We start from the raw sequence: 4007 nt of genomic DNA, 5'->3' as shown, positions 1-4007 counted from the left end.
TTGTTATTCGAAAAAACCCCTTCCGGTGATCCGGTTGGGGTTTTTTTACGTCTGGTGGTTTGTTGGGCGCACCCGATTCGTGCATGGTGTGGTGCAGAAAGTCAGGCACTGCTCAAAAACTATGCAGAAATGGGAGCTTTGCAGATCGTATGCAGGCTTTGTATGCAGGCACGGAAACTGCTCAAGGATTATGGCGCGCTGTTCATCACGGGATAGCACGCTCCATCCCACCTTGAGGAGTTGTCCATGAACCGTCGTTCGATCCTGTTGTCGCTGATCTTGTCCGCCACCGTACTTGCCGCACCGCTGACCCATGCCGAGGCGCTCGACGATATTCTCAAGGCCAAGGTCTTGCGCGTGGCCGTGCCCCAGGATTTCCCGCCTTTCGGATCGGTCGGCCCTGACATGAAACCCGTTGGCTACGACATTGACGTGGCCGCAATGCTGGCCAAAGGCCTTGGCGTCAAGCTGGAATTGGTGCCTGTGACCAGCGCCAATCGCATTCCTTACCTCAATACCAAAAAAGTCGACCTGGTTATTTCCAGTCTCGGTAAAAACCCGGAGCGTGAAAAAGTCATCGATTTCAGCGCAGCGTATGCGCCGTTCTTCAGCGGCGTATTCGGTGGTGCGGATCAGACGATCAGCAAGGCCGAGCAACTGGCAGGTAAAACCGTGGGCGTCACCCGCGGCGCCGTGGAAGATCTTGAACTGAGCAAGATTGCGCCGGCCAATACCACCATCAAGCGTTTTGAAGATAATAACGCGACCATTTCTGCTTTCCTGTCCGGCCAGGTGCCCTTGATTGCCACTGGCAACGTGGTGGCTGGCGCAATTGTCGAAAAACAGCCTGCCAAAAAACTCGAATTCAAATTCTTTATCAAAAATTCTCCATGCTACGTCGGCATCAATAAAAGCGAACCGAAGTTACTGGCGCAAATCAATACCATCCTGGCCAAGTCGAAAGAAGACGGCAGCCTCAATACCATCGCCCAGAAATGGCTGAAAACAACGCGTCCTGTCACCGCCCTGCTGTAACGGGTCAAGCGCACCATGGCATACACTTTTGATTTCAGCAGTATCTGGGAATACCGCGAGTACCTGTACAACGGCGTGATCGGCACCTTGCGTTTGACACTCGTTGGCACCGTGCTCGGTGTCGCCATCGGTATTCTTGGCGCCATCTCGCGTGCCTGGAAACTGCCCGTGCTGTTCCCGGTCTACACCGTGTATGTGGAGCTGATCCGCAACACGCCGTTCATCGTGCAGCTATTTTTTGTTTTCTTTGGCTTGCCCAGCCTCGGCATTCATTTGAGCGAGTGGCAGGCGGCAACGATTGCGATGGTGCTCAACCTGGGCGCCTATAGCACCGAGATCATCCGCGCCGGCGTAGAGTCTGTGCCGAAAGGCCATATCGAGGCCGCTTCGGCGCTGGCGATGTCGCGCTTCCAGATTTTTCGCTGCGTGATCCTGCGCCAGGCCTTGCTCAAGATGTGGCCAGCCTTGTCGAGCCAGATCGTGATCGTGATGCTGGGATCGTCCGTGTGTTCGCAAATTTCGGCCGAAGAGCTGACTTTTGGCGCCGGCTTCATTACCTCGCGTAACTTCCGCTCCTTCGAAGTGTATTTCGTCGTCACCATCATGTACTTTTTGCTGGCGGTCGGCGTGCGCCGCGCGTTGGGCCTGTTTGGCCGCTACGTGCTGGCAAGCAGAGCCACATGAGCGATTTTTCCCTGTGGGACATCATTCGCAACTTGCTGCTGGCGGGGCGCTGGACGGTCTTGCTGTCCTTGATCGCCTTTGTTTGCGGTGGCCTGGTCGGTATCGCCATCCTGATGATGCGCACCTCGAGCGCGCGGCTGCTGCGCAAGTTTGCTGTCATGTACATCGAGCTGTTCCAGGGCACGCCGCTGCTGATGCAATTGTTCCTGCTGTTCTTTGGCCTGTCGCTGACCGGCATGCAAGTGTCGCCCTGGCTGGCCGCCAGCGTGGCCCTGACCTTGTTTACCAGCGCCTACCTGGCGGAAATCTGGCGCGGTTGCGTCGAGGCGATTCCGCGCGGTCAGTGGGAAGCGTCTGCCAGCACGGCAATGACATATATAGAACAGATGCGCCACGTGATCTTGCCGCAGGCGTTGCGCATCGCCGTTGCGCCGACGGTCGGATTTTCCGTGCAGGTCGTGAAAGCGACGGCGGTCACGTCCATTATTGGTTTTGTCGAGCTGACCAAGGCCGGCTCGATGATCAGCAACGCCACGTTTGCGCCCTTCACCGTGTATGGCCTGATCGCCCTGATGTATTTTTGCCTGTGTTTCCCGCTTTCGCTGTATGCCCGCCGCCTGGAAAGGAAAATCAATGTCTCTCGTTAGCATCAATGGTTTGCACAAGCGCTTTGGTGCGCATCATGTCCTCAAGGGCATCGACTTGCGCGTCAAGGAAGGCCAAGTGACGGCAGTGATCGGACGCAGTGGTTCGGGCAAGAGTACCTTGCTGCGCTCGATCAATGGACTGGAAAGTTTCGATGAAGGCTCGCTCGACGTCGATGGCGTGAGGGTCACCGTCGGCCAGACCGATTTGCGCCAGTTGCGCCTGAAAGTCGGCATGGTGTTTCAGCAGTTCAATCTGTATCCGCATCTGACGGCCGGACAGAATGTGATGCTGGCACCGACGGTGGTCAAAAAAATCGGCAAGCAGCAAGCAGAGGCGCTTGCGCGCGATGCGCTGGCAAAAGTCGGCCTTGCCGATCGCTTTGAGTCGTTTCCAGACCAGCTGTCGGGCGGCCAGCAGCAGCGTGTGGCAATCGCCCGGGCACTGGCGATGCAGCCGAAAATACTGTTGTGCGATGAAATCACCTCGGCGCTTGACCCGGAACTGGTGAACGAAGTGCTGGCCGTGGTGCGCAAGCTGGTCGAGGATGGCATGACCTTGATCATGGTCACGCATGAAATGCGCTTCGCACGTGAGGTGGGCGATCAACTGGTCTTCATGCACCAGGGAAAAATCCATGAGCAGGGTGATCCGAAGGCGCTGTTTGCCGCGCCGTCAACGCCGGAACTGGCCAGTTTCATCAGTTCGGTTTCCTGATCGTTTTTGCCAAAGCCAGATCCCGCATGCTTGACCCCACTACACCAGCTGTTACCAACTCGTGCGAGGAGATCGCTGCGGATATTGCGGCGGCGATTATCGAACGCCGCTTGCCCTCTGGCACCAAGCTCAAGGAAGAGGCCCTGGCCCGCGTGTATTCGGTCAGTCGTACCAAGATCCGTGCGGCCTTGCTGATGCTGTCGAAGGATGAGCTCATCGAGATCATTCCGGAAAAGGGCGCTTGTGTGTGCAAGCTCAGTGAACGCGAGGCGCGCGAAATCTTTGCCGTGCGCCGCACGCTCGAGGCCGGTCTAGCGCGTGATTTCGTGACCATCGCCAAGGCCGACGATTATCGCCGCATCGATGCCCACCTTGCGCTGGAACGCCAGGCCCTGTCACAAAACGATCTGCCGCTGCGCGCCAGGTTGCTGGGTGACTTTCACATCCTGCTGGCCGATATCGTTGGTAATCTGGTGTTGAAAGAAATCTTGCGCAAACTGACGGCGCGGACCTCGCTGATCGCCATGCACCAGCAGTCCAGCGAAGACGCCAGTTGCTCATCGGATGAGCATGCGCTGTTCATCGAGGCGGCCAAGGCTGGCAATGCCGACGCTGCAGTCGGCATCATGTTGCATCATCTCGACCAGGTGCTCAAGGCGCTGCATGTTGATGCCCCGGAGTCTGTCGACAAGAAAAACCTGGTCAAAGCCCTGCTGGCCGCCTGAACAAAAACACGGATAGCGATTGAAAGCCCTTGCCAAGACTGGCGGGGCTTTGCTATAGTTCGCCTCCCCAATGAGACGCAGTCAAATGCGAGATAAAAGGGACAGTCTGAAAAGGCTGGGTAGTAAAAAGAAGGAGTTGACGGACGTAGCGAAATGCTTCATACTCTTCCTTCTTCGCAGCTGACAAACACAACGCTTTGT

At 56.7% G+C, this 4007-nt stretch carries 6 protein-coding genes; all 6 read left to right on the top strand.

What is annotated here, in order from left to right; all coding sequences use genetic code 11:
- A partial coding sequence (locus JAB6_RS29490) for a hypothetical protein (RefSeq protein ID WP_175444625.1) occupies positions 1-216 on the top strand: 216 nt, incomplete at its 5' end.
- Between the two features lie 30 nt (positions 217-246).
- Positions 247-1035: a transporter substrate-binding domain-containing protein gene (locus tag JAB6_RS26990; RefSeq protein ID WP_034756878.1), complete on the top strand. Its 789-nt coding sequence runs from the start codon at positions 247-249 to the stop codon at positions 1033-1035.
- 15 nt (positions 1036-1050) lie between these two features.
- The gene (locus JAB6_RS26985; protein WP_034756880.1) at positions 1051-1719 is read left to right on the top strand and encodes an amino acid ABC transporter permease; all 669 of its coding nucleotides are present in this window, start codon (positions 1051-1053) and stop codon (positions 1717-1719) included.
- Positions 1716-2366 carry an amino acid ABC transporter permease gene (locus JAB6_RS26980; protein WP_034756882.1) on the top strand — a complete coding sequence of 217 codons (651 nt, stop codon included), beginning with the start codon at positions 1716-1718 and terminating at the stop codon, positions 2364-2366. The genes JAB6_RS26985 and JAB6_RS26980 overlap by 4 nt, the downstream gene beginning before the upstream one ends.
- A complete protein-coding gene (locus tag JAB6_RS26975) occupies positions 2353-3081 on the top strand; it encodes an amino acid ABC transporter ATP-binding protein (protein ID WP_070305850.1) in 729 nt (242 codons plus the stop codon). The genes JAB6_RS26980 and JAB6_RS26975 overlap by 14 nt, the downstream gene beginning before the upstream one ends.
- A 26-nt stretch (positions 3082-3107) precedes the next feature.
- Entirely contained in the window at positions 3108-3806 is a 699-nt protein-coding gene (locus tag JAB6_RS26970) for a GntR family transcriptional regulator (RefSeq protein WP_070305847.1), read from the top strand.
- Positions 3807-4007 lie beyond the last annotated feature (201 nt).

Source organism: Janthinobacterium sp. HH104 (assembly GCF_001758715.1).
Lineage (GTDB): Bacteria > Pseudomonadota > Gammaproteobacteria > Burkholderiales > Burkholderiaceae_D > Janthinobacterium > Janthinobacterium aestuarii.
This window is presented reverse-complemented; position numbering and strand designations above follow the sequence as displayed.